We start from the raw sequence: 22662 nt of genomic DNA on the forward strand, positions 1-22662 counted from the left end.
ATCCCCAAGGTATTTCTTGCCCAAACTAACAATTATTAAAATCTGTGATTCAACTTCCAAAAAATCTTGTTAAACCCTTAAATTTATCACTTGATACAATTGAAAAAGCAAGGAAAATAAAGAAATAAAAGAATTTTTAAAGTATATATAAATCGTTACCAAGTTATCATTCCTTACACGAAAAAAATGTCTTACCCACGACACATCTAAATTTTAATTGTTTCAACAATCAATCAGTAACATTGTCACCATTTTCAATCTCCTTGCTAAAAGGTTTTACTACACTTATTTTCATTGTTCAAAATAGTTGGATAATTATTTAAATCCTTTTCTTCATCAATATCAGATAGTGCAGGCAAAAGTTTAAAGCTGAGGTTCAAATTTGAAAGATCATGCAAGGTTTCTAACAGAACAGTTTCAGTACTCCAGGTTTTGTTCTCAAAAAACTGTTTATGGTATTTTTGTAAACCCAATAAGTAATATCCTCCATCATTCGCAGGACCAATAACCACTTCGTTTTCTTCTAATATTTTAAATGCATTATTGAGTATACCTTCATTTAATTCAAAACAGTCGCTACCAATAATAACAACTCTTTTATAACCCATTTTAAAGGCATCTATAAATGCATTTGACATCTTTTCTCCTAAATCTTCTCCCTTTTGTAATAATTTTTTAAACTCACCTTCTCTCCAAATATCATTCTCGTTGATATAATCCGAATAGAAAACTGCCTTATCTATTTTTATTGCACTGGTAATTTTTAGGGTGTGATCTAATAACAAATGATAAACATTTAAGGCTTTTTCATGACCAATAGACTTAGCCAGCCTTGTTTTTACTTTACCAAGCTCAGGATTTTTAATAAAGATCATTAATAAAGTATCACTCAGCATATAAATTAAGCTACATTACCAGAACAGCTTGATCCTGCGCCAGCAGTACATCCGTAACAATGCTGATTTGTTTTAATATTTCTTTTGTTTACTGTATTAAGATCAAAATTGGATAGGTGCTGAAATTTATTTTCTACATCAATTCTCATTTCAAGCATTTGATTAAAATCACAATCGTAAATAAATCCATCCCAACTAACAGAAAGCGTATTCCTGCACATTACATTTTCTGCAGCAATTGGATTATATGCATTAACTAATTTCTCCATGTAATTATCATAATTTTCACTTCGTACAAGATATTCTAAAAATCTGCTTACTGGTAAATTGGTAATCGCATAAAGCTTATTGAAGCTGATATTGTATAAACTTTTTAATTTCCCCTTAAATTCTTTTTCTAATGCCATTTGATCGGGTGGAAGAAATGCTCCTGAAGGATTATAAACAAGGTTTAGTTTTAATTCACTGCCTTCTAATCCATATCCAACTTCATTTAACATGGCTAATGCCAAAATTGATTTTTCAAAAACACCATCCCCTCTTTGCGAATCTGTTTTGGAAGCCGTAAAATAGGGCAAGGAAGAAACAACCTCTATTTTATGAGCTTTAAAAAACTCAGGTAAATCATTGTATTTTTTATTTGCAAGTATGATGGTTAGGTTGCAGCGGACAATAATATTTTTATTCAGTTTGCTAAGTTCTTCAACAAACCACCTAAAATCAGGGTTCATCTCTGGAGCACCACCAGTTAGATCAACTGTATGAGCACCTGATTTAGCAATAGCATCCAAGCATAGTTGCATGGTGTCTCTTGTCATTATTTCCTTTCTATCAGGACCAGCATCCACATGACAGTGCTTGCAAACCTGATTACACATTTTACCAAGATTAACCTGAAATATTTCTAATTTATTTGTTGTTAAAGGAAATAAATTTTGTTGTTCAAGTTTTTCTGAAAACATAGTTAATTTTGAACTCCCTAAAAATTTAATTTGATTTTCAGAAGTCGATAAATTATGCTTTAGTGCTAATAAGGATTTTGTAATCATTACATGGATAGTTCTTTGTATTTATTCATCATCTGTACTCCATGAACCAAAGCAGCTCCACCCTTAATTGCGGCAGCCACATGAACAGCCTCCATAAGTTGTTTTTCATCACAGCCTTTTTCCATTGTATCTTGAGTATAAGCATCAATACAATAAGGACATTGAACCGCATGAGCTACTGCAAGAGCTATTAATGATTTTTCTCGTGCTGTTAAAGCCCCGTCTTTAAACACTTCACCATAATAATCAAAGAATTTCTTTGACAAATTTGGCTCAAACTCAGAAATATTACCGAACTTTTTAAGATCTTCAGGATTATAATAGGTTTTCATACATTTTTTTATTTAAACAAAAATAAGTAATAAAGCCTTGTTTAATTGTCTTGATGAAGACAATTCATATACACTCTAATAAATTTTTACGATAAAAACTTCTGGTTTCATTAATTAGGCTAATAATATAGATTGTTTTTGATAAATAGACATTAAGAAATCAAGGCCTTAAATGCAGAAGAGCATCCTTGAAAATGCCTAAAACTAATACAATATCTACATGGTAATTATAAACAATAGACCAGCTTGTAACACTGAATGGCACATTAAGGTTCATGAAGGGCTTGCCTTTCATCAATTTCTTAATAATTATATTTCTAAAACTCTCCTTAGTTTTTTAAAATCAAATGTTCTAATCCACTCATTTCTAAATACTCTGTACTAAATACTAAGTACTAAATATCGCTCCTCTGCTCGGTGTTGGCACCGTTACAACCAATTTCCCAATTTTCTTCCCTCCATTACTCTGCACCTTGTCGAGAGCCTAATTTTTTAAAAATTAGATTAATATAAACTAAGTCTAAACAATTTTAGATCAAATAATACCAGCAAAATAAACAGAAAGCATCATCTAAGCGCCTCGCCCTTGCGAGATTTCATGTGCTTAATTTTCCTACAAATCCTCCCTCAAATTCCCAATATTCTTAACACTGAGTCTGGAAGAAATAGCCGATGCAATAATAGAAACCGTTAAAACAGTACCGAAAACAAGAACAAAATCAAAAAACTTAATCGCAACAGGGTAGGTATCAATCATCATATTTGCACCGCCCATGCTAATAAAACCGAATTTCTGTTGCAGTAGGATAAAAATCAATCCCACGGCCATTCCTACAATACAACCAAGCATAGAGATCATCATTCCTTCGATAAAGAAAATGCCCCGAATAAGGGATTTATCAGCCCCAAGGCTCGTTAAAATAGCAATATCCTTGCGTTTATCAATCACCAACATGGTCAAAGATCCAATAATATTGAAAATAGCAATAATCAGTACAAAGGTTAAAATGAGGAAGATTGCCCATTTTTCTGAATTCAAGATTTTATAGAGTAATTCATTCTGCTGACTGCGATTTTTGACTATAAAATCCTTACCCAGCAATTTCTCCATATCTTCTTGGAATTCATCAATTTTAACTCCCTTTCGGACATTTATCTCAATATTTGAAACTAGCTTATTCTCACCCATTAATTCTCGCGCAAAGCGGATAGGCACAATCATCGTATTATCAAATTCCTGCTGAGCCAGAAATACACCTGCTGGATAAATCGAGCGGATATTGAATTCATCGGCGGGATTTAAGGAATTGGAAGCACCCTTGCGGGGAGAAAATACCTCCAAACTTTGAAATTCATTATCGAGGGTTACTGATAAAAAATTTTGGAGAGCATAGCCAATAACAGCCATATCCTGACCAGAATGATGGATCGTAAAACTACCACTCGAAATTGCCGAATCAAGCGCTGATCTATTCTGTAAAAACCCATCACTAACGCCTTTTATAGTGGCAATCGACTGCGATTCGCCATACCTAACCAAAGCTTTTTCTTGCAATACTTCAGTATAACTGATGGTCCGAGGATCTTCCTTCAAAATTAAAAAAGGACTTGTACTAGGATCAAAAGTCTTGCCTTTTAGGGTTTCGATGCGTAGATCGGGACTAAACGTATTGTACATAGAAAGTACAATGGTTTCAAATCCATTAAATACCGATAAAATGATAATTAAAGCGGCGCTGCCTACAAAAACACCAAGCATGGAAATCCCCGAAATAAAATTGATCGCATTGACCGATTTTTTCGAAAAAAGATACCTTTTGGCGATATAGTAGGATGTATTCAATTTATAAATAATTGATTTACAATAAATTATATTATTTCAAAAAAGGATTGTGCTGCTTTTCAAATCCAATACTAGTGGCTGGTCCGTGACCCGGATAAACACGACAATCATTAGGTAGCGAAAATAATTTCTCGCGTATATTTTTAATCAAAAGTTCATGATTCCCACCTGGCAAATCGGTACGGCCAATGCTTCGGTAAAAAAGCACATCTCCTCCTATTAAAAAGCCATCTTTCTGGCAATAAAAACATACATGCGCTGGCGAATGTCCAGGTGCAAAAATGATCTCAAGCTCAGAACTACCAAACTTGATTGTCCCACTCTCAGGCAAATAAACCTCAGGCAATGGCGAAACTTCATAGCGAATTCCCATTTGTGGCGCATAAGAAACTACTGCATTTAAGACGATTTCTTCACCCTGATGGAATTGAGGCAATAAACCATAGGTATCAAACACAAATTTATTCCCTAAAACATGATCAATATGACAATGTGTATTAAGAAGTAAAACAGGTTTTAACTTATTGTCGGAAATGAATTTCAAAAATTCATTTTGCTCATCTCCAGTATACATTCCGGGATCAATGATGACACATTCTAAGGTTTCATCAAAAAGAATATATGTGTTTTCCTGATAAGGATTAAATGCGAATGACTTTATTTGGATCATAAGTTAATTTACTCATTTCTTTAGAAACAGAACTAGTATATAAAACAATTAATTATAAGTATTAAACCTGAAGTCGCAGAAATAAAATGACTATTTAAAACCTTCATTATTTTTGCCATTTGAAGGTTTTTATCATGTGATCAATATCTTTTTTAATGAAATCAAGCACAGGCTGAATGGAATCAAGTCGAGGCTGCTCATTAAAATATAAAGCACCTCGTAGATAATTATTGGTACTATCGGTCAAGAAAAACTGAACTGAAGAGGCAGTGTTTCCATCAATGGAATAATAAATGCCATAAACCCTTTTTTCTGGATAGGAAATCATGGCTTCATCAATAGCAGTAGCTTTTACCGTATGTTTAAAGGCAAAAGTTCTAGCATCTTCCACTAAAGAATCAAATTGTTTTCTAGTGCTGAATGATTGATAACTCAAATGTACTCGTCCGTTAAACTGTGGGTAATATACATCCATCCAGCAGGGTTTGGCATCCTTGTTTTTATCAGGAATAACACTTGCATAAACTGGAAATTCGAAACTAAAGGGACAATTACTACTATAGTTCTGATATTTTTTTTTCGGAAGATCAATCTTAAAATAAGCCCGTGGCTTTGGCGAATAATCACTTCCACACGAAGAAATTAAAATAGAAATAACAAAAAGGCCGATTAATGATTTCCAATTCATTAGCTATTCCAAATTTCCCAGGATTTTTCGGCCTGTAAATGCAACATCTCTAAACCATTTTTAATAGCAGCACCCTTAGCCTTAGCACGTTTAAGAAATTCGGTCTCCACCGGATTATAAACCAAATCGTAAAGCAAATGCTTACTTGTTAAAAATTCATATGGAATTTCTGGGCATTCGTTAATATGGGGGGCAGTACCCACCGGACTTGTATTGATGATTAGAGTATAATCGCTAAGAATATCCGCATCAAGCTTTTTATAAGTCAATTGCTTACCTGTTGCTCTTCTAGATACTTTTTTAAATGAAATTCCTAACTTTTTAAGCACATAGGCTACTGCTCTAGATGCACCACCTGTACCTAAAATTAAGGCTTTATGGTGATGCTTTTTTAAAAGAGGTTTTAGAGATTGTTCAAAGGCATAAGCGTCTGTGTTATAGCCTTCTAAGCTCATTTGCATGGATGATAACTCTCCGCTAAAAAACGCTTCTACGGGCTGTCTATTCACAATCTTGATGCAATTTACTGCATCAATCTCTTTGGCTGCAGGATCAACCTTGTCTAAATAAAACATAACCCCAATTTTATGAGGAACGGTTACATTTAAGCCACACAAATCGGGAATACCATTTATTAATTCAGGTAAATCGCTAAGATTAGGCAAAGGGTAAAGCTCGTACTCATAATTATCCAAGCCTTCCTTCACGAATTTTTCTGTAAAGTATTTCTTTGAAAAAGAATGAGTTAATGGATATCCAATCAAGCCGTATTTTTTCATATTTAATCTATAAAATTAGGCCCTATCAATTGAATTATTAACTATTTAGCTTCCATGTCAAGGAAATGATCAAAAGTATCACTTCTTAAACCCAAACGTAATGTTTCAACTGGAATTACATCTGCAGGAGCAATATTACCAAGGTTAATATTAGTTCCAATCAATTTAATAAACCATACCTGTTGAGCTTTTTGTGGAGCTTCCCAGATAATGGTTTCAGCAGGTATTTGAGTTAAAATTTCATCAACTAATCCCTGTCTTACCTCTCCCGAATCTCTGTAAAGTCCAACATTACCACTTTCACGCGCTTCAGCAATAACTTTCCATGATCCTGCTTCAATTTCAGCTTTCATTAAGCTAATCCACTTATATGGTGCAAAAATCTTTGCCGCATCCTTTGATCCTACCTCAGAAATAACTGTTACCTGCTCACTCAACTTACGGATATACTCACACTTTTCATCGTGAGGAATACTAATTGATCCGTCAGATACTTCTGCAAACTTCATACCGTACTTATCTAAAATCCTACGGTAATCGTCAAACTGATTTCTAATGATAAAAGCTTCAAATAATGTACCCCCGAAATAAACAGGAATCTGAGCATCACTGTATACCTTTAATTTGTTTTCAAGATTAGGAGTTACATAAGAAGTAGCCCAACCTAATTTAACGATATCTGTATGCGGTCCCGCAACTTCTAAGAAATCTTCTATCTGACGAACACTAAGTCCCTTATCCATTACCATGGTAAGTCCGTTAACACGCGGCTTTTGAAGTCTATCAGGGATATTTTTTAAAGTATAATTCATTTTTTAATCTATTGCTTTAGAATATTTTATAAGACCAATGTTCAATTTAACATCAAAAAAGGCCTTTTAAATTTTTTGCAAATTTCCGAAAAAAAATTAAGACATAGGAATTAATAATTTTTTGGGGATTTTAGCGAGTATAACGGTTAATGATATCTATAATAACCTTGTTTTCATGAAGCTGAGGCAGATATTCAAAAAGGATATGGTGTTTATCAGGATCCGCGTTTAAGGCTGTTTCAAGATAAATAAGCGCTTCCTCAATCTGATGAGCTGCAAAAAGATAGGCTACCATGCGGTAATATAGTTCGGCAGAGTCCGGATTGTTTTTTATTCCTTCAGAAATAATTTCAATCGCTTCATCTAGTTTCTCTTGCTCAAATAAAATCGATGAATAATCAAGCCAACCCTCAATATCTACCGGATTAAGTTCTAACACTTTTTCATATGCCTTCTCAGATTCATCCAATTGCTTGAGTTTGTATTGCGCATCCGCAATCGCAAACCAATAATCAGCGTTTTTATCATCAAGATCGAGAGCCTTCTTATAGAAATATAAAGATTCAAAATATCGCTCCTCAAAGTCGAGAGTTACACCAATTCCAAACCAAGCATCCGATTGCGTAGGATCAAGTTTAACAGCCTTTTTATAGTATGAGCGAGCCTCATCCATTCGCTCAAGCTTTTCATAGCACTCGCCAATAGCGGTATAGGTATCGCCACTTGGCGGTTCATACTCAAAAGTATGTTTATAAACCTCAATTGCCTCGCTATAACGATCCAAATTTACCAAGGCATTACCCTTATTAAAAAAGGCCGAAGCAAAATTATCCTTTATTAGAATTGCATAGTCATAGGCATCGATCGCCTTTTCATACAAATCCATTTTATTGAAAGCATTTCCTAAATTATACCATGCAGCATAGGAGTAAGGTTCATTATTAATGTATTGCTCGTAAAATTTTATGCTTTCTTCTTGCTTATCGAGCACATCATAACAAAATGCAAGTTCATAAAGTGCATCTTGATTTTCCATGTTCTGCTCCAAACATCGCTTTAAATAGATTACCGCATTCTCATAATCACCCATACTTTGATAAACATATGCGATATGAAGTAATATTTCATCGGTGTTTTCTGCAAGATCAAGCGCCTTTTCATAATTATCTAAAGCATCCTGATTACGCTCTAAGCCTTCGAAAATATTTCCCCTAATTGTGTAAATATCCGCATCAGATGGCTCCAACATTTCAGCCTTATTTAAAGATTCAAATGCCTGATCAAACTGATTGGTAGCCAAATATAACTGTGCCTGCTTAATGGAAAATACAGCGGCAAATGGATGTTGATTAATCGCATATTCAGATACCTGAAGCGCTTTTATCGGATCATTTTTTTCAACATAATAGTCAATGATACTTTCAAATGCCTGCGCATCAAAAAAGTATTGATCCTGATTACGGATCATTTCTTCATATCTTTCTACCGAAAATCTGGGATCTTCGGAAAAACCAAACTCGAAATCTTCTTCCATCCTAAAATTATTCCTCTTTAAATACTCCTATGCCTAAAAATAAAAACTTGGCAATTCCAATCTATTAATTTAAGGTAAATGAATAAATTCTCCACTTTTATTTTTCCACATCCTCACAAGCTAATGTATCTTTTGACTGAATAATTTTTTTGCTATCGTTGGAGTAGTTTATTGTTTAATTTGGTAAATACCCTTGAGGGGAAATGTTTAACTTTACAAAAATACGAAATTTTATGCACATAGACATCATTCGGATATTACAGAACCTTGGTATAGAAGCTATTAATCATGCTTCAAGCACAGGTAAGCTATGGTCAAGCGCAGATTCTACAGCGCCAAGTACTATCCATTCTCCTGTGGATGGGAAAGCAATTGCTAAGGTATATTTTGCAAAGCCTGCCGATTATGAAAATATTCTCGACAGTGCTCAAAAAGCATTTAAAATATGGAATACCTGGCCAGCACCAAAAAGAGGTGAAGTTATTCGCCAATTAGGCGACGCTCTTCGAAATAAGAAGGAAGATTTGGGCAAGCTCGTAAGCTATGAGATGGGTAAAAGTCTGCAAGAAGGCTATGGCGAAGTACAAGAAATGATTGATATCTGCGATTTTGCTGTTGGTTTATCACGTCAATTATACGGACAAACCATGCACTCCGAGCGTCCTGCTCACCGTATGTATGAACAATGGCACCCTATGGGAGTGGTAGGAATAATTTCAGCCTTTAACTTTCCCGTTGCCGTTTGGGCTTGGAATGCCACGCTCGCTTTAGTCTGCGGAAATGTTTGCGTTTGGAAACCCTCCGAAAAAACACCTCTTACAGCAATTGCATGCCAGCATATTATTCAACAAGTATTTGAAGCTAATGGGGTGCCTGAGGGGACTTCCAACTTAATAATTGGTGAGCGTAGCATTGGTGAGCTTATGAGCCATGATAAACGTATCGGACTATTATCAGCAACAGGTTCTACCCGCATGGGAAAAGCTGTAGGTGCAGCAGTAGGAGCACGTTTAGGTCGTAGCTTATTGGAACTTGGTGGAAATAATGCCATTATCATTTCTAAAGATGCCGACCTCGACATGTCATTAGTTGGTGCAGTTTTTGGAGCAGTAGGTACCGCTGGTCAGAGATGTACCTCAACACGTCGTCTTATCATCCACGAAAGTGTGTACAATACCTTTAGAGATAAATTAGTAAATGCCTACAAACAATTAAAAATTGGTAGTCCGCTCGATCAACACATGCATGTTGGTCCGCTAATCGATAAAGACGCCGTAAATAATTATCTCAGTGCAATTCAAAAATGTAAAGCTGAAGGTGGTAATTTTATTGTTGAAGGTGGTATTCTCGAAGGAAGTGGTTATGAATCAGGCTGCTATGTAAAGCCATGCATCGCCGAAGCTCAAAATAATTTTGAAATTGTTCAGCATGAAACTTTTGCACCAATACTGTATCTAATGAAATACAAAACTTTAGATGAGGCTATTGCTATGCAGAATGATGTACCTCAGGGACTTTCATCAGCAATTATGACCCTGAATTTGAGGGAAGCTGAGCAGTTTTTATCATATGCTGGATCAGATTGTGGAATTGCTAATGTTAATATTGGGACTTCTGGTGCCGAAATTGGTGGTGCTTTTGGCGGCGAAAAGGAAACAGGAGGCGGTAGAGAATCAGGCTCTGATGCTTGGAAAGCTTATATGCGCCGACAAACAAATACAATAAATTATTCAGACAAATTGCCTTTAGCTCAGGGAATTAAGTTTGATTTTTAATTTGAGCAGGGCTACATAACTTTTAATTCACCAAAAGCTTGTAGCCCTTCCCATGTACATTGATTATCTCAACCTTTGGATCTTCTTTGAGATACTTTCTTAATTTGCTCAAAAATACATCCATACTACGGCCATTGAAATAATTATCATCGTGCCAAATGCTTAATAATGCCTCCTCACGAGTCAAAACCTGATTTTTCTTTAGGCATAATAAACGAAGTAGCTCGGCTTCTTTTGTAGATACCTTTTGCTGTGTATCACCATGATAAATCAATTGGGCCGTGTAATCGAATTTATAATTGCCAATCTCAAATTTTGAAGGAAGATCTGCCGAATTAGATTCACCATGCTCCAAAACTCGTTTAAGCAAAGCATTTACTCGTAAAAGTAATTCCTCAATCCGAAATGGCTTGGTGATATAGTCATCCCCACCCAAATTATAAGCTTCTGATTTATCCTCAATCATCGCCTTTGCAGTAGCAAATATGATAGGAATATTAGGGTTTATGCGCCTGATTTCTTTGCCCAATGTAAATCCATCCTTCTTAGGCATCATCACATCTAAAATGCATATATCAAAATGCTCCTTTGTAAATGCGCGAAATGCCTCTTCTCCATCTCGGCAAAGTACAACATCAAATTTCCCCTTCAGCTGAAGGTAATCTTGTAAAAGCATGCCCAAATTAGGATCATCTTCGGCTAATAAAACTCTTTTCATATGCATAATCCCCCGAAAGGGAAGAAAATTTTAAAAAACATTCAACAAAAACTATGCTAAAGCCTTTATTGGCAGACTAATTTCAAACTCAGAGCCTACATCCTTTTCACTTTTAACCTTTATTGTACCATTGAGACGCTTCACAATATTATTAACATAGCTCAAGCCCAAGCCAAATCCCTTTACATCATGTAAATTACCCGTCGGAATACGGTAAAATTGATCAAATATTTTAGATAATTGATCTTTACTCATCCCAATACCTTTATCAGATACCTTAATAATTAGATTTTTTGCCGTGTTTTGGGTACTAATTTTTATTTGAGGGCTCTCAGGGCTATATTTATTGGCATTATCTAATAAATTGAAAATTACATTCGATAAATGTAGTTCATCGCCCATTACTGTTGCATAATTTGCATTAAGTTGGAGCTCAATCTTCGCATTTCGCTTTTCCAATTGTAAAGACATGCTATCCACAATTGCAGCAAGCAGATCATTCATTTCTACTTCTTTATGCTCAAGCTTAAGATCGCCCTTTTCAATTTTAGCAATATTTAATACCCTTTCAATATGACTTCCTAAACGAACATTTTCATCATAAATAATATTAGCCAAGCGGTCTATACTCCTTTTATCGGAAGTAAGCTCTGGATCTTTTAAAGCTTCGCTAGCTATCATGATAGTCGCTACCGGCGTTTTAAACTCATGTGTCATATTATTAATGAAGTCTGTTTTCATTTCAGAAATCTTTTTCTGCATCAATATCGAATGAATGGTATAGCCGAAACTAAAAATTAAAACCAGCAATAAAGCGCCTGAAAGTCCCATCATTGCCGTTAAATTGGAAAGAATGATGTTATTTTTATTAGGGAAATTAATGGTCAACATTCCCGAATCACGAATCATATCTTTCGGAAAAAGTGGCGTTTCATAACTATTTGAAGGCAAAAAACCTGATTTTGTTGAAGCACGAAGAAATATAACTGTATCGCGCTTAGCCGAACTCACTTTAAAATCAAAATCACTAAAAATTGAAAGGTTTCTCAACTCAGCACGAAGCATCGAGTCAAGTGTTTGTGGATGTACTCTCCTACTCAAAGGCACATTTACTTCGCTATATTCCTGATAAAGATCTTTAAATACCTCCTCCTTATCATTTTTCCCAGCTGCAAAAAACTTCTCTACCTTTTGAGCTGTATTTTCAATCTCAGGCTCAGCCCTAATAAAATTTTTAATTCTAGGCCGCGGTATTGTTCGTAAAAAAGTCCCCTCAATCGGGTCTACAACGATGTATTGTGTTACAGAATCGGCTAATAAATTATTCGTGTTCAGATTATTTCCTGTCAAAGCCCTAGAAATAGTACGCCTTGTTTCCTCATGAACCTGCCCAAAAGCATCTTCCACCTGAAAAACATCTACTTGAAAATTATACTCAAGATCTTTCAAGTCAGATTGACTCAATACATCATTAAAAGACAAGATAACTGGATATTTTGCCCTGAGCATGCTATCCCGCAACTTATAGATGCTATCGGCCTTCTTTTGTTCTCTAGCTAAATATATTGCATCCGATAATCTAGGTCTTTTTTTGGTTGTTTTTGGCGCAATTACAAATTGTGCTTGTTTTTGAACTATAGTTGTTGAAGGTATCATCATCTCAACCTTCTTCTCCAAAAAACTGTTTGCATCACTTTTAGCTAAACGATCCACCACATTTTTTAGCGCCTCATGAACAGATTGATCAAATAATCGCGATTGTAGCTGATATGATTGCCTGAAAAAATACAATTGCATAGCCATAACCCCAACTAAGGCAATGCTCATTAATACAATAATTAAACTGATACTCTTCCGCTTCATGACGATCAAAAATACGCAACATGCTCTTTGTCAGCTTAGTTTTAACACTTTTTAACAAAGCATTAACAAAATCCAACAAAATGGCTTTTTACTTTTGAATGAAAAAATTAAAAAGATTGTTAATGCATTAATTGCATCTATCATTAAAAAAGAACTTTATGAAAAGATATCTCCTAAATCCGCATTTACTGTTAATGGCTTTTTCCGTTTTTATTATCGCAAGCTCTGGCTCATCGGTAAAAGCTCAAAATGAAAAAAGAATTATTAGGAGTATCATCATCACAAATGGTGATACCATTATTAATGGGCAAAAATTAAATGAGGCAAAAGCCGAAGATCGTGTTCGATTAAGAAAAGAACTTAAAGAAATGGGGCAGGATATGGATGGCATAACAGAAAATAGCGTAATCATCAAAAAGAAAAATAGCAAAGAACCCCTGGTACTACATTGGAATGATGAGAAAGATGGTGATGCTGAGCTAAATCTTAATAATCGTAAAAAAAGTGATGTTCGCATATTTAAATTCGATGGAAAAGAAATGAATATCGATTCATTAGTAAATGGATTTGGTTTAAAAATCGACGGTCTAGATAGTAATTTAAGGCAGCGTGGCATCACTACCGAGCGAAATTTCCGACAAGGACTTCCAGGTATGAGACTTAGAGCAAATCCCGAGCGACCAGCGCTTAGAACTCCTTTTTATGGAGGTGAAGACATAAAAAACACTTCCTTATTTAGCTATAATTATATTGATCAAGACGGAATCCCAAGCAGAATGAATATCCGCATATCTGCTATTGAAAAAGAACATGCGGAGAAAATAACAGGAGTAAAAGATGCCAATACTGATTTAAAAGTGGAAGATCTGACACTTTTCCCAAATTTTTCGAGCGGCAAAATGGGAATTTCATTCAATGTATCAAGCAATACTCCATTAAAGCTTAAGATCCTTAACAGTGAATTTAAGCAGGTTTTTAACGATGAAGCGAGCAATTTTAATGGAAATTATAGCAAGCAAATATCTTTAACTAAAAATGGTATTTATTATATCGCTATTAAGCAAAACAATAGCTGGTTTTTGAAGAAATTGATTAAGAGTTAATGTTTAAATAGAGGAAACAGAAAGCCCCGTCCTTTTTAAGGAACGGGGCTTATGTTTTAAAAATGATTTTAATTAGAACGGTAAATCATCGTCGCCTGGAGCTGAGCTAATATCCACCTGACTAGCCATTTCAGGTGCTGCTGAGGCAGTTTCTGAAGCACCAAGTGGTGTTAATCTCCAAACTGAAAGGGTATTGAAATAAGATGTTTTACCAGTTTTATCAGTCCAAGGACGACCACGTAGATTGAAAAACAATTCTACATTTTCGCCAACTTTAATATTGTCAAATAAGTTAACCTTATCCTGCACTGCTTCAAACTTCACGTATTCCGGATAAGAAGGATTCTCTGCATATTCAAGTATAAGCTCACGTTTTTTGAATTTCTCACTCACAGTAATTACCTCTGAGATTTCATGTACTTTTCCTTTTACTTCCATTGTATTTTTCTATTTATGATCGACTCTATTTTTTATTCCAGATCAATATCGGGAATTATTCGCTGTTTTTAACAATCGAATACAATTTGTAAAAGTATAAATTTCAGGCCGTTTTTAATTGCTAACTTCGTAAATTATTATGCAAGTTTTCCACACAAAAAGTAAGATCATTATTACCTGCAATAATCGACTTTCATCGTATTTGCAGCAGGAAGTTGAAGCACTAGGTTATAAAATAATCAGAAGCTTCGCTACAGGCCTCGAATTGGAAGGCACTTTGAATGATTGTATCCCATTAAATCTTCACCTGCGCTGCGCTAGCCAGGTTTTATACTCTATTAAATCTTTTACCGCCGAAAATCCAGCAAGACTTTATAAGGAGTTAATGGAAATCGCTTGGGAAGATCTAATCGACTTTACAGGATATTTTTCAGTTACTTCAACTGTTGATAATGAGACTATTACCACCCCTCTCTTTGCCAATTTAAAAGTGAAGGATGCTATTGTTGACCGTATCAAAGAGAAGAAGGAACTCAGACCTAATACCGGTTCTGATGCCAATAAAGCCGTAATTCACCTTTACTGGAAAGAGAATGATGCCGAAATATTTATCGATACTTCAGGCGAAACGCTCGCTAAACATGGCTACCGCAAAATTCCCGGTAAAGCACCAATGCTTGAAGCATTAGCAGCAGGAACAATTATGGCTACTCGATGGGATAAAAAAAGCCCCTTTGTTGTGCCCATGTGCGGTTCAGGCACCCTAGCTATCGAAGCAGCACTGTTAGCATGCGATAAGTTTCCGGGACTCTTCCGAATGAATTATAGCTTCATGCACATCTTAGGCTATGAAGAAGAAGTGTTTTTTGCCGAAAGACGGAAGCTGAAAGATCAGTCCAAAAAAGAAATTGATTTCCGCATCGTAGCCACAGACATTTCGGAAGATGCCGTAGATGTTTCCATAAAAAATGCACGTACAGCAGGCGTAGATCATCTTATCGATTTCTCTGTATGCGATTTTGCCGATACTGATGTACCTCCCGGACCAGGAATAGTGATGTTTAACCCTGAATATGGGGAGAGATTGGGGGTTCATTCTAAACTTGAAGCAACCTATAAACGCATTGGCGACTTTATGAAGCAGAAATGTAAAGGCTACCGTGGCTACATATTTACTGGAAATCCTGATTTGGCTAAAAAAATCGGACTCCGAGCTGATAGAAGAATTGAGTTTTATAATGGCAAACTAGACTGTAGGTTACTGGAGTACGAATTATATGAAGGAAGCAAAAGAGAGCCAAAACCTATCGAATAAAGACATTATCAAGCAAACTGTTGAGTTTGTGAAGGAAAGTCTGAAAGGTGCAGAAAGTGGCCACGACTGGTGGCATATTGAGCGTGTATGGAATAATGCCAAACTTCTTATAAAATCAGAAGAAGTTGATCCTTTTATTGTAGAACTAGCCGCACTTCTTCATGATATTGCCGACAGTAAATTTCATGATGGTGATGAAGAAATTGGCCCTAAAAAAGCTGGTGAATACCTGAAATGTATTGGAATTGAAGATAGTCAAATTGTTCATATTCAGCAGATTATCAGAAACATGTCTTTCAAGGCAAGCCTCGGTACGCTAAACTTTAGTTCCAAAGAAATGGAAGTTGTACAAGATGCCGACCGACTAGACGCTATTGGTGCCATAGGTATTGCCCGAGCATTTACTTACGGAGGATTTAAAAATCGGGAATTATATAATCCTGAAATTCCGCCAGCACTAAATATGACCAAAGAAGAGTATAAATCTTCCAATGCCCCAACAATCAATCACTTTTACGAAAAGCTTTTGCTGTTGAAAGATAAAATGAATACCCCAACAGGCCTTCGCATTGCCGAAGAAAGACACCAATTTATGCTTACTTACCTCGAACAATTTTATAATGAGTGGAATGGAAAACAGTAATACTTTTAATTATTTTGCTTATGCCAGCAACCTGAAAAAAAGCAATTTAGAGAACAGTTTAGGAAGTAAAATTGATAATTTCTTGGATGGTCGCCTGCTCGACTATGGCTTCCGTTTTAATGTTAAAAATGCAGATGGCAAGGCAAGAGCAAATATCATTGTTTCAGAATCTGAAGATGTTTTTGGTGCCATCTATGAAATTGAGAATACTGTCAAAGAAAAGCTTTTAGCCAGCGAACCAGGTTATAAATTGATTGAGGTAAATATTGAAACCCAAACAGGCTATGTTCCTGCTCTTACATTTATTTCGGATGAAGATGCAGAGGGACTTTATCCTGCAAAAGACTATCTAAAAAGCATTAGCGAAGGTGCAAAAGAACATAAACTACCAGAAGAATACCTCGAGTTTATAATTTCGATGTCTAAGTAAATGCTAAAATTCCAAAATAAATCAACATCATCACGCTGCTAATCAGCGTCATGCGCGACATGTTTTTAAAATTTGCCTCAGCAGGATCTTTATAAACAGCATAAAACCACTTTATAAATAGAACTAAAACTGGGAAGCTTATAAATAGAAAAAGCCAAAAATAATCGCTTAAGCCAACACTCTCCCAGTAAAAATAAACGAGTATCCCCGAAAGCAGGAAAAGAATAGCCGAAAAATAGAAAGAACCACGGATTCCTAAAACTATACTTAATGTAGTATCCCCACGTTTCGAATCCTCAGCATGTTGATAAACTTGAGTTAGCGGATAGGTAGCACCAATAAGGCAGGAGGAAATTAATCCCGCCAAAATAAAATTGAAATCCCAATCTTCTAAAAAACTAAAATTTCCAATGGATGCATAAGTACTCCAATAAATAAATGCCCCTTGAAAGATAAAAACGATTAAGAAACTAATGATTGGGTATTTTTTAAGCCTAAACCTCGGGTGACTATACATTTTTGAGATTACTCCATAAATTAGAACGGCCCAAAAAAGAATCCATCCCACAAAAAATGTAAGAACTAGGGCAATTGCATCTAAAAATAAAGAGAAATAATACAAACTTTTATCAACTGCTGGTGGTTTTTCAATTAGAGCAATACTGCCTTCATCCTTGTCAAAATAGCTGTTATAGCCATTACTTGCAGGATAAACCAATAAATGCCAAATCACAAAGGTCAAAATTGCCTCAAAAAGCCTAATATCAGTCGCTTGCGAGAGCGCAAATAAAAAAACAGGTAATAAAAACACTGAAAATAATAGCCTTAAATGCAGCAAAGCCGATAAAGTCGGAATAAATTTTTTGATAAAATTCATTCCCTAATTTAACATTTTAAACAAAAAATTTAGGGTCTCTATATTGAAAGAATTATGTCATTTCTTGGGAGATGAAAAACAAATCCTTAAAATTTCGTATTTTACATGAATATGAGTAGTTGTATAAGCGCAATTGGTACCGCTAATCCCCAATACCGGATTCCACAGCATGATATCTATAATTTTATGGTCAAAGCATCTGGTTTAAATGCCAGCAATGCCTCCAGACTTAAACAAATTTATGATCATTCGGGAATTGACTTTCGCCATTCGGTGATTGCCGATTTTGGGAATACCGATAGCCAAAAAAACAGTTTATTCGGCCGGATGGAAGATTTTGAAGCCTTCCCAAGTACGCGCCAAAGAATGGAGATTTATCAAAAATCAGCTTCAGAATTAGGTTTTAACGCTGTAAACGACTGTTTTGCCAATCATGGAGAAGATTTAAAATCAAAAATTACCCATCTCATCAGTGTAAGCTGCACCGGAATGCATGCTCCGGGGATAGACATTGAGCTGGTAGAAAAATTAGGCTTAAACAAACACGTTGAACGAACCTGCATCAATTTTATGGGTTGCTATGGTTCATTAAATGCACTAAAAGTAGCCGATTATATTTGTCGCGCTAATGAAAATGCAAAAGTCTTGATTGTCTCTGTTGAACTTTGCACTTTACACTTTCAAAAAGAAAATACACTTGATAACTGGGTGGCCAATTCTTTATTTTCTGATGGTGCAGCAGCCATGATTGTAGAAAATAAATCAAAAACAAGAAGTAATAAACCTAAGCTGATACTTGACACTTTTTATTCCGAATTTTTAATTGAAGCTAAAAACGAAATGGGCTGGTATATTGCTGATGCTGGTTTTGAGATGAAGCTAACCTCAAAAGTTTCAAAGCTTATTTTGAAGCATATAAAATCCATTTCAAATGAGCTACTTAGCAAAGCCAAATTACAATTCAAAGATATTGGGAGCTTTGCCATTCATCCTGGCGGTAGAAAAATTTTAGAATCTGCTGAGTCTGCATTAGGATTCTCGAAAGATAAAAACCACTTTAGCTACGACGTTTTAAAAGAATATGGCAATATGTCGTCGGCAACCATAGTTTTTGTTCTTAAAAAATTATTGATGCAAAAGGATTGGGAAAGCGATGAAAAAATAATGTCTTTTGCCTTCGGACCAGGCTTAACGGTAGAATCTATGATCCTAAAAAGAAATTAAATGCCAGATTTTAAGCAAAGAAGCACTCAAGAAGAGATGATGGATGATTTTTCTCTGCCGCATGAAATAATCGATCCGATTATGGATGAATTAGAGGTGGTGAATAAAATCTTGGGGGGCTATGCCGTATTTTTTGATGCGTTTCAAAAAATTGGCTTGCAAGATGGAATGATTATCAGCGACTGGGGTTGTGGTGGTGGCGATTCATTGAGGGTGATTGCCAAATGGGCGCGAAAAAGAAATTTAAAAATCAAATTAATAGGTGTTGATGCCACAGCATCAGCAATTGAATATGCAAAGCAAAAATCAGTCGATTTTCCTGAAATATCCTATATTTTAGCCGATGTGATGAGTGATCAATTGCTTCCCAATCAATTTGATATCGTAATTTCTAGCCTCTTTACCCATCATTTTGTGGATATAGATTGGATTCATCTGATCCAGAAAATGAGCTCCTGCGCAAGCCAATATGTGATTATTAATGATTTGCATAGACATTGGTTCGCTTATCATTCTATCGGTATTTTAACATCTTTATTTTCAAAATCCGACATGGTTAAACATGATTCAAAAGTCTCGGTTTTGAGAAGTTTTAAGCGTGTAGAACTCGAAAATCTACTTCAACAAGGGAAAATAAAACAATTCACCATTCAGTGGATGTGGGCATTTAGATGGCAAGTATGCATTAATTGCGACAAAAAATTAGCTTCCTGATGAAAAGTGATATAAGCATAATTGGCGGCGGTTTAGCAGGTTTAACCTGTGCCATTCTCTTACAAAAAAATGGCTATCACGTGCGATTGATAGAAAAAAAGAAATATCCTTTCCACCGAGTTTGTGGCGAATATATCTCTAATGAGGTGCTCCCATTTTTAAAATCGCTCGATATTGACATTGATCAACTTGAATACTCACACATCAATCGCTTAGCGGTAACATCAGTCTCAGGAAAAATTTTAAATGCCAATTTAGCCTCCGGAGGATTTGGAATTAGTCGCTTTACCCTCGACAATCACCTTTTTAAACAAGCCGAAAAATTAGGTGTCGAATTTATATTTGATAAGGTAAACGATATACAATTTCAAGAAAATGGCTTCAAAATTAGTACTTCAAGCAACCAAATTTTTGAATCTAAAATAGCTATTTCTGCTCATGGAAAAAGATCCAATTTAGATCAAAAATTAAATCGCTCATTCTTCTATAAAAGGAGCCCCTATTTAGGCGTAAAATATCATATAAAAACTGATTTTCCAGACAATTTAATTCGTTTAGATAATTTTGAAGGGGGTTATTGCGGACTCAGCAAAATTGAGGAAGATAAATTTTGTTTTTGTTACCTATCCGAAACTGCCAATCTAAAAAAATATGCTGGTATCCCAGAAATGGAGGAGCAGGTGTTATACAAAAACCCTTTTTTACGTGAGGTATTTAAAAATTCTGAATTCTTATTTGAAAAGCCGGAGGTAATTAATGAAATTTCCTTTGAACGGAAGAGCTTAGTAGAAAATCATTTAATATTTTGTGGCGATGCCGCCGGAATGATTACTCCCCTTTGCGGGAATGGAATGGCCATCGCAATACATTCGGCAAAGATTTTAGCAGAAAGCATCACTAAATTCCTAAAAAAGGATAGTTTTTTGAACAGAACTGAACTGGAGCAAGATTATATAAGCCAATGGGAAAAACAATTCGCTTTGAGATTAAAAAGCGGCCGATTAATTCAAAATTTATTTGGCAATACCCTTGTTTCAAACCTAGCTATTTCATCGCTAAATAAACTCCCATCCTTAACTCAAGCCTTGGTTCGAAAAACGCATGGAGATGTTTTAGTTTGATAACTTTAACCATAATATACGAAATTTTTTAATAAAAAGCAATAAAATCCCTTCAAATCGATTTGATCAAAAATTATAGTTATTTTGCACTATGAAACTTTGGGTCCTTGTTTTTATCAATGCTTTGGCAGTTGCGCTTAGCCTTTCAATAGTCAATTTTTATTTTCAGGGCAAAATCATAGACTCCGTAATTACATTCTCTGTAGCGCTCTTCACCAGTTACCTTGTTTTTTATTATCTCATTGAGCGTTTTGTATATAATAAGATAAAACTCATTTATAAGCTCATACATAACTTAAAGCTGGGTAAAGATCTCAAAGATGCTTTGGGCGAATATGTAAGTGCCGATCCAATTAATGACGTAGAACAAGAGGTTAAAGAATGGGCTAGAGACAAAAAAACAGAGATTGATCAATTAAAAGAACAAGAAAAATTTAGAAGAGAGTTTCTAGCTAATATCTCCCACGAACTAAAAACCCCTCTTTTTGCCATTCAGGGATATATTGAAGCATTACAAGACGGCGACATTGAAGATCCGCAATTGTCAAAGCGCTTTCTTGAAAAAGCATCTAATAATGTGGAGCGTTTAGCATCCTTTATTAAAGACTTGGATGCTATTTCCAAACTAGAAAGTGGTGAAATACCGGTAAGCTATGATGAATTTGACTTAGTAGAATTAATTCAGGAAGTAATTGATTCTTTAGAGCTAAAAGCGAAGAAATACAATATTTCCATCCAATTTAAAGAAAAATATAAAAATGCTACTCGCGTTTATGCTGACCGTGAGAAGATAAGACAGGTATTGGTGAATCTATTAAGTAACTCATTTAAATACGGTAAAAATCCGGGTAATACCTACATCCGAACCTTTGAGCTTCATGATCAAATTTTAGTGGAGATTACTGATGATGGAATTGGAATTGAAGAAAAATACTTGCCAAGGCTTTTTGAGCGCTTTTACCGCACCGATAAGAGTCGCTCTAGAGATATTGGTGGCTCCGGACTAGGTCTTGCCATAGTTAAGCACATCATCGAAGCACACGAACAAACAATTACAGTACGAAGCACTGAAAATATTGGTTCAACTTTTGGCTTTACATTATCTAGAGTTTAATAATTGTCTTAATACTTAACATTAACTTAACATTGGGCTTGTAACTTTGTGGAATATTAAACACAAAGTCATGTCACTAAACAGTATTTTTCAATATTTTATTCCTAAGGACAAGAAATTTTTCCCTCTTTTTGAAAAAGATAGTGCGAACCTAATTTTATTGGGCGAAAAACTTGTTGAAGCAGTAAACACAGAAGATCTTGCTAAGCGTAAAGAGCTTTTTAAAGACATCTCAGACTTAGAGCATGCAGGTGATGAAATTACACACCAAATTCATTTAGAATTAAGTAAAAACTTCATTACTCCCTTCGATAGAGAGGATATTCACCGTTTGGCAAGTGCCATTGATGATATTGCTGACTATATTCATGGTTCTGCAAGTCGTATGGACCTATACAATGTAACCATCATCACTCCACCAATTAAAGAATTAGCAAAGCTAATTTTAGATGCGTGTATTGATCTTCATAAGGCTATCAATGAACTTCGTGATTTAAAAAATATTCGCTTAATCGCTGATTCATGTGTTCGTATCAATAGCATTGAGAATCAAGCTGATTACGTATTTGATAAAGCTGTTGGGGAGTTATTCGACAATGAAAAAGATGCTGTAAACTTAATTAAGTACAAAGAAGTGCTTTCTGCATTAGAAACCGCTACTGATATGTGCGAAGATGCAGCTAATGTATTAGAATCAATTCTTGTTAAGAACGCTTAAGAATAA

General features: G+C 35.3%; 24 protein-coding genes. 10 read left to right on the plus strand and 14 right to left on the minus strand.

Going from position 1 to position 22662, the window contains the following annotated elements:
• Window positions 1-266: 266 nt before the first annotated feature.
• The 10 genes from QZ136_RS10030 to QZ136_RS10075 form a co-directional block, all read right to left on the minus strand.
• Entirely contained in the window at window positions 267-875 is a 609-nt protein-coding gene (locus QZ136_RS10030; protein ID WP_291403034.1) for a TIGR04282 family arsenosugar biosynthesis glycosyltransferase, read from the minus strand.
• A 26-nt stretch (window positions 876-901) separates the two neighbouring features.
• On the minus strand, window positions 902-1945 hold the full coding sequence (gene arsS, locus QZ136_RS10035; protein WP_291403036.1) for an arsenosugar biosynthesis radical SAM (seleno)protein ArsS: 1044 nt from the start codon (window positions 1943-1945) through the stop codon (window positions 902-904).
• Window positions 1945-2277: an arsenosugar biosynthesis-associated peroxidase-like protein gene (locus tag QZ136_RS10040; protein WP_291403038.1), complete on the minus strand. Its 333-nt coding sequence runs from the start codon at window positions 2275-2277 to the stop codon at window positions 1945-1947. Before QZ136_RS10040 ends, arsS begins: the two co-directional genes overlap by 1 nt.
• A 160-nt stretch (window positions 2278-2437) precedes the next feature.
• The gene (locus QZ136_RS10045) at window positions 2438-2572 is read right to left on the minus strand and encodes a hypothetical protein (RefSeq protein WP_291403040.1); all 135 of its coding nucleotides are present in this window, start codon (window positions 2570-2572) and stop codon (window positions 2438-2440) included.
• Between the two features lie 318 nt (window positions 2573-2890).
• The gene (locus QZ136_RS10050) at window positions 2891-4120 is read right to left on the minus strand and encodes an FtsX-like permease family protein (RefSeq protein WP_291403042.1); all 1230 of its coding nucleotides are present in this window, start codon (window positions 4118-4120) and stop codon (window positions 2891-2893) included.
• A gap of 31 nt (window positions 4121-4151) precedes the next feature.
• Window positions 4152-4790: an MBL fold metallo-hydrolase gene (locus tag QZ136_RS10055; protein ID WP_291403044.1), complete on the minus strand. Its 639-nt coding sequence runs from the start codon at window positions 4788-4790 to the stop codon at window positions 4152-4154.
• Between the two features lie 106 nt (window positions 4791-4896).
• Window positions 4897-5478, minus strand: a complete 582-nt coding sequence (gene gldD / locus QZ136_RS10060) for a gliding motility lipoprotein GldD (RefSeq protein ID WP_291403047.1) — start codon at window positions 5476-5478, stop codon at window positions 4897-4899.
• Window positions 5478-6257, minus strand: coding sequence for a shikimate dehydrogenase (locus QZ136_RS10065; RefSeq protein WP_291403049.1), 780 nt, complete (start codon window positions 6255-6257; stop codon window positions 5478-5480). Before QZ136_RS10065 ends, gldD begins: the two co-directional genes overlap by 1 nt.
• A 41-nt stretch (window positions 6258-6298) precedes the next feature.
• Window positions 6299-7069 (minus strand): phosphosulfolactate synthase, encoded by a 771-nt coding sequence (locus tag QZ136_RS10070; RefSeq protein ID WP_291403051.1) that lies wholly within the window; start codon window positions 7067-7069, stop codon window positions 6299-6301.
• A 130-nt stretch (window positions 7070-7199) separates the two neighbouring features.
• Window positions 7200-8603 carry a tetratricopeptide repeat protein gene (locus tag QZ136_RS10075; RefSeq protein ID WP_291403052.1) on the minus strand — a complete coding sequence of 468 codons (1404 nt, stop codon included), beginning with the start codon at window positions 8601-8603 and terminating at the stop codon, window positions 7200-7202.
• Window positions 8604-8836: 233 nt separating this feature from the next.
• On the opposite strand from QZ136_RS10075, the gene QZ136_RS10080 reads away from it, so the two are divergent.
• A complete protein-coding gene (locus QZ136_RS10080) occupies window positions 8837-10378 on the plus strand; it encodes an aldehyde dehydrogenase family protein (protein ID WP_291403054.1) in 1542 nt (513 codons plus the stop codon).
• A gap of 22 nt (window positions 10379-10400) precedes the next feature.
• Here the strand turns inward: QZ136_RS10080 and QZ136_RS10085 are convergent, their stop codons facing one another.
• Window positions 10401-11096: a response regulator transcription factor gene (locus QZ136_RS10085; protein ID WP_291403056.1), complete on the minus strand. Its 696-nt coding sequence runs from the start codon at window positions 11094-11096 to the stop codon at window positions 10401-10403.
• Between the two features lie 51 nt (window positions 11097-11147).
• Window positions 11148-12959 (minus strand): HAMP domain-containing sensor histidine kinase, encoded by a 1812-nt coding sequence (locus tag QZ136_RS10090; RefSeq protein ID WP_291403058.1) that lies wholly within the window; start codon window positions 12957-12959, stop codon window positions 11148-11150.
• Window positions 12960-13117: 158 nt separating this feature from the next.
• On the opposite strand from QZ136_RS10090, the gene QZ136_RS10095 reads away from it, so the two are divergent.
• Window positions 13118-14062, plus strand: a complete 945-nt coding sequence (locus QZ136_RS10095; protein ID WP_291403060.1) for a T9SS type A sorting domain-containing protein — start codon at window positions 13118-13120, stop codon at window positions 14060-14062.
• Between the two features lie 72 nt (window positions 14063-14134).
• On the opposite strand, the gene QZ136_RS10100 is transcribed toward QZ136_RS10095, so the two are convergent.
• Window positions 14135-14500 carry a DUF3127 domain-containing protein gene (locus QZ136_RS10100; RefSeq protein WP_291403063.1) on the minus strand — a complete coding sequence of 122 codons (366 nt, stop codon included), beginning with the start codon at window positions 14498-14500 and terminating at the stop codon, window positions 14135-14137.
• 139 nt (window positions 14501-14639) lie between these two features.
• On the opposite strand from QZ136_RS10100, the gene QZ136_RS10105 reads away from it, so the two are divergent.
• From QZ136_RS10105 to QZ136_RS10115, 3 genes are read left to right on the plus strand one after another with little or no spacing between them, the layout of a single operon-like run.
• The gene (locus tag QZ136_RS10105) at window positions 14640-15815 is read left to right on the plus strand and encodes a class I SAM-dependent RNA methyltransferase (RefSeq protein WP_291403065.1); all 1176 of its coding nucleotides are present in this window, start codon (window positions 14640-14642) and stop codon (window positions 15813-15815) included.
• Window positions 15778-16458, plus strand: coding sequence for an HD domain-containing protein (locus QZ136_RS10110; RefSeq protein ID WP_291403066.1), 681 nt, complete (start codon window positions 15778-15780; stop codon window positions 16456-16458). The genes QZ136_RS10105 and QZ136_RS10110 overlap by 38 nt, the downstream gene beginning before the upstream one ends.
• Window positions 16445-16888, plus strand: coding sequence for a gamma-glutamylcyclotransferase (locus QZ136_RS10115; RefSeq protein ID WP_291403068.1), 444 nt, complete (start codon window positions 16445-16447; stop codon window positions 16886-16888). The genes QZ136_RS10110 and QZ136_RS10115 overlap by 14 nt, the downstream gene beginning before the upstream one ends.
• On the opposite strand, the gene QZ136_RS10120 is transcribed toward QZ136_RS10115, so the two are convergent.
• Window positions 16881-17765, minus strand: coding sequence for a UbiA family prenyltransferase (locus QZ136_RS10120; protein WP_291403070.1), 885 nt, complete (start codon window positions 17763-17765; stop codon window positions 16881-16883). The two genes, QZ136_RS10115 and QZ136_RS10120, sit on opposite strands and share 8 nt — an antisense overlap.
• 111 nt (window positions 17766-17876) lie before the next feature.
• On the opposite strand from QZ136_RS10120, the gene QZ136_RS10125 reads away from it, so the two are divergent.
• The 5 genes from QZ136_RS10125 to QZ136_RS10145 all read left to right on the plus strand — a co-directional run bounded on the left by QZ136_RS10125 (window position 17877) and on the right by QZ136_RS10145 (window position 22656).
• Window positions 17877-18989 (plus strand): type III polyketide synthase, encoded by a 1113-nt coding sequence (locus tag QZ136_RS10125; protein WP_291403072.1) that lies wholly within the window; start codon window positions 17877-17879, stop codon window positions 18987-18989.
• Entirely contained in the window at window positions 18990-19703 is a 714-nt protein-coding gene (locus QZ136_RS10130; RefSeq protein ID WP_291403073.1) for a methyltransferase domain-containing protein, read from the plus strand. It abuts the gene before it with no gap.
• Window positions 19703-20824 (plus strand): NAD(P)/FAD-dependent oxidoreductase, encoded by a 1122-nt coding sequence (locus QZ136_RS10135; protein WP_291403075.1) that lies wholly within the window; start codon window positions 19703-19705, stop codon window positions 20822-20824. Before QZ136_RS10130 ends, QZ136_RS10135 begins: the two co-directional genes overlap by 1 nt.
• A 91-nt stretch (window positions 20825-20915) precedes the next feature.
• A complete protein-coding gene (locus QZ136_RS10140; RefSeq protein WP_291403077.1) occupies window positions 20916-21938 on the plus strand; it encodes an ATP-binding protein in 1023 nt (340 codons plus the stop codon).
• Between the two features lie 70 nt (window positions 21939-22008).
• Window positions 22009-22656, plus strand: a complete 648-nt coding sequence (locus tag QZ136_RS10145; RefSeq protein WP_291403079.1) for a DUF47 family protein — start codon at window positions 22009-22011, stop codon at window positions 22654-22656.
• Window positions 22657-22662 lie beyond the last annotated feature (6 nt).

This window comes from Daejeonella sp. (assembly GCF_017495225.1).
Classification (GTDB): domain Bacteria; phylum Bacteroidota; class Bacteroidia; order Sphingobacteriales; family Sphingobacteriaceae; genus Daejeonella.

What these genes read in the sequence shown, in the direction of transcription:
- QZ136_RS10040 (WP_291403038.1), bottom strand. Translation starts at nt 2,277, where the DNA reads ATGAAAACCTATTATAATCCTGAAGATCTTAAAAAGTTCGGTAATATT.
- arsS (WP_291403036.1), bottom strand. Translation starts at nt 1,945, where the DNA reads ATGATTACAAAATCCTTATTAGCACTAAAGCATAATTTATCGACTTCT.
- QZ136_RS10115 (WP_291403068.1), top strand. Translation starts at nt 16,445, where the DNA reads ATGGAAAACAGTAATACTTTTAATTATTTTGCTTATGCCAGCAACCTG.
- QZ136_RS10065 (WP_291403049.1), bottom strand. Translation starts at nt 6,257, where the DNA reads ATGAAAAAATACGGCTTGATTGGATATCCATTAACTCATTCTTTTTCA.
- QZ136_RS10085 (WP_291403056.1), bottom strand. Translation starts at nt 11,096, where the DNA reads ATGAAAAGAGTTTTATTAGCCGAAGATGATCCTAATTTGGGCATGCTT.
- QZ136_RS10075 (WP_291403052.1), bottom strand. Translation starts at nt 8,603, where the DNA reads ATGGAAGAAGATTTCGAGTTTGGTTTTTCCGAAGATCCCAGATTTTCG.
- QZ136_RS10080 (WP_291403054.1), top strand. Translation starts at nt 8,837, where the DNA reads ATGCACATAGACATCATTCGGATATTACAGAACCTTGGTATAGAAGCT.
- QZ136_RS10090 (WP_291403058.1), bottom strand. Translation starts at nt 12,959, where the DNA reads ATGAAGCGGAAGAGTATCAGTTTAATTATTGTATTAATGAGCATTGCC.
- QZ136_RS10135 (WP_291403075.1), top strand. Translation starts at nt 19,703, where the DNA reads ATGAAAAGTGATATAAGCATAATTGGCGGCGGTTTAGCAGGTTTAACC.
- QZ136_RS10070 (WP_291403051.1), bottom strand. Translation starts at nt 7,069, where the DNA reads ATGAATTATACTTTAAAAAATATCCCTGATAGACTTCAAAAGCCGCGT.
- QZ136_RS10120 (WP_291403070.1), bottom strand. Translation starts at nt 17,765, where the DNA reads ATGAATTTTATCAAAAAATTTATTCCGACTTTATCGGCTTTGCTGCAT.
- QZ136_RS10125 (WP_291403072.1), top strand. Translation starts at nt 17,877, where the DNA reads ATGAGTAGTTGTATAAGCGCAATTGGTACCGCTAATCCCCAATACCGG.
- QZ136_RS10045 (WP_291403040.1), bottom strand. Translation starts at nt 2,572, where the DNA reads ATGAAAGGCAAGCCCTTCATGAACCTTAATGTGCCATTCAGTGTTACA.
- QZ136_RS10095 (WP_291403060.1), top strand. Translation starts at nt 13,118, where the DNA reads ATGAAAAGATATCTCCTAAATCCGCATTTACTGTTAATGGCTTTTTCC.
- QZ136_RS10140 (WP_291403077.1), top strand. Translation starts at nt 20,916, where the DNA reads ATGAAACTTTGGGTCCTTGTTTTTATCAATGCTTTGGCAGTTGCGCTT.
- QZ136_RS10130 (WP_291403073.1), top strand. Translation starts at nt 18,990, where the DNA reads ATGCCAGATTTTAAGCAAAGAAGCACTCAAGAAGAGATGATGGATGAT.
- gldD (WP_291403047.1), bottom strand. Translation starts at nt 5,478, where the DNA reads ATGAATTGGAAATCATTAATCGGCCTTTTTGTTATTTCTATTTTAATT.
- QZ136_RS10105 (WP_291403065.1), top strand. Translation starts at nt 14,640, where the DNA reads ATGCAAGTTTTCCACACAAAAAGTAAGATCATTATTACCTGCAATAAT.
- QZ136_RS10145 (WP_291403079.1), top strand. Translation starts at nt 22,009, where the DNA reads ATGTCACTAAACAGTATTTTTCAATATTTTATTCCTAAGGACAAGAAA.
- QZ136_RS10100 (WP_291403063.1), bottom strand. Translation starts at nt 14,500, where the DNA reads ATGGAAGTAAAAGGAAAAGTACATGAAATCTCAGAGGTAATTACTGTG.
- QZ136_RS10055 (WP_291403044.1), bottom strand. Translation starts at nt 4,790, where the DNA reads ATGATCCAAATAAAGTCATTCGCATTTAATCCTTATCAGGAAAACACA.
- QZ136_RS10030 (WP_291403034.1), bottom strand. Translation starts at nt 875, where the DNA reads ATGATCTTTATTAAAAATCCTGAGCTTGGTAAAGTAAAAACAAGGCTG.
- QZ136_RS10110 (WP_291403066.1), top strand. Translation starts at nt 15,778, where the DNA reads ATGAAGGAAGCAAAAGAGAGCCAAAACCTATCGAATAAAGACATTATC.